We start from the raw sequence: 1,712 nt of genomic DNA, 5'->3' as shown, positions 1-1,712 counted from the left end.
GCACAGATCGGGCGCCGGGCCGTGTTGACGATTCCGGTGGTGCTCGGATAGGTGATGGGACCGGGGTCAATGCCCGGTCCATCCCGCAGTCGTCAGTCGACGCGGATCATCACCATGGTCTGGTTGAGAAGCTGATAAGCGATCTCACCGAAGGTGGCCGGACCCTGCACGCCCCCGATGGCCTTGCCCTCGAGTTCGCCGAAGACGAAGTTCAGGATGCAGTTGCAGCCCATCACCACGCCCTTCGAATCGACCTCGGCCAGGCGCGCGCGAAATGCTGCGGCATAGTCGACCACCGGCTTGGCGAAGCGATAGTCCACGCCCGTGAACACAGGCGCGTACAGATTGACGACCCCTTGCGCGTCGTCGATGCCCTGCAGCGAGACGTTCAGGTGCGCACCAGCGAAATCACCCACCATCGGCAGCTTGCCGTGGTCCAGGCCGACACGACGCACATAGTCGACAAAATTCACGCGCTCGCCGTTGACCTCGCACTCGCGCACATGGAACGAGGTGTCATGGAAGCGCAGCACGTCGCCACTGCCGGGCTCGAACAGATTGACGATTTCCAACGACGCCATCTTGTCTGCCGGCAGCTCGACATAGGCCACGACCGCGCGATCCTCGTGCTTGGCGGCAGTGCGCCCGTCGTAGACCTTCGGCGTCGCGTGCGCCAGGTCGGAGAGGTGCACGCCGGCAATCCAACCCACCGTGGGCTTGAGGAAGGCGTCCGGGTAGTTCGCGGCCTCGGCAGAGAAGCGCTGGAGCGTCTGCCCGCCCGCCGGGATGATGGTCAGCGAGAAACCGTTGTCCGGCGCATGGCCGACGATGCCGGCCAGTTCGTCGGCACCATAACAAGCAATCCGGACCTGACCGATGTGCGACAGGTCGGTGACGAACACCCTGTCATCGGTCACGACGGTGCCGCCATCGGCGACCATGAAGTAAGGAATCGTGCCACCGATCCAATTGCCTGCGGGCAGTTGGTCAAGTGCGGCCTCCGGGCCCGCCACGCTCAGTGGCACACCGCGGCGGATGAGTGCGGCGGCGGCCGCCACAGTAATCAGTTCATTCATGGCGGTATCCGATCAAAGATGGGTGAGTTGCTGGATTTCATTGGGGAGGACGCGCTCCCACTTGGCGAAGAACGCGTGAAGCTCGCTCGCCTTGACCGAGAGCGGATCGGTGCTGCGCTGAAGCCGCTTGGTCAGCAACTGGATGCCCAAGTGCTGGGTTTTCAGATTTGCCAGGGCACCGCCTGCAAGGCGTTGCCAGCAGGCGTGTGTGATCGTTGGAACAGCCATGATGTGCCTCCTTCTAAGGATGTTGTCCGGATGCGTGATGTCGCTTCGCTGGGGGACATCGGGCATATCGTCGCGGGGGGCCGACGAGTTGATGGGTCAGTCCAACAAACAGACTCGCTCTTGCGCCAGATCAAATGTCGAACGATTTCGGCGCGGTGAGGTGAACGCAGTCACCGCGCGAGCACCACCGGCGCCGCCGCTCAGAGCTTGCGCACTTCAATGCGGTGCTTCTGCAGGGCATAGCCCAGTTGGCGCGGCGTGACCTTCAGCAGCCGCGCGGCCTTGGCCTGGACCCAGGCGCATTGCTCCATGGCCCAGATCAAGCGCTCGCGTTCACCGTCCGGCGGCTCGTTGCCGAACTGGCGCTCCGTGCCGTTGAGGTGGGCCGTCGGACCGATGCGCAGCACC

3 protein-coding genes are annotated in these 1,712 nt (G+C 63.8%); all 3 read right to left on the bottom strand.

What is annotated here, in order from left to right; translation table 11 throughout:
• Window positions 1-92 precede the first annotated feature (92 nt).
• Entirely contained in the window at window positions 93-1,076 is a 984-nt protein-coding gene (locus FKP22_RS29450; RefSeq protein WP_141291742.1) for a DUF6976 family protein, read from the bottom strand.
• Between the two features lie 12 nt (window positions 1,077-1,088).
• Window positions 1,089-1,304 carry a hypothetical protein gene (locus FKP22_RS29445; protein ID WP_141291740.1) on the bottom strand — a complete coding sequence of 72 codons (216 nt, stop codon included), beginning with the start codon at window positions 1,302-1,304 and terminating at the stop codon, window positions 1,089-1,091.
• A gap of 200 nt (window positions 1,305-1,504) precedes the next feature.
• Window positions 1,505-1,712: helix-turn-helix domain-containing protein (locus tag FKP22_RS29440; protein ID WP_310733393.1), on the bottom strand; the 208-nt coding region annotated here is incomplete at its 5' end.

Source organism: Ideonella azotifigens (genome assembly GCF_006519715.1).
In the GTDB taxonomy this organism is placed as follows: Bacteria; Pseudomonadota; Gammaproteobacteria; order Burkholderiales; family Burkholderiaceae_C; genus Ideonella; species Ideonella azotifigens.
The sequence above is the reverse complement of the archived record's forward strand: the minus strand, read 5'-3'. Positions and strand labels throughout refer to the sequence as shown.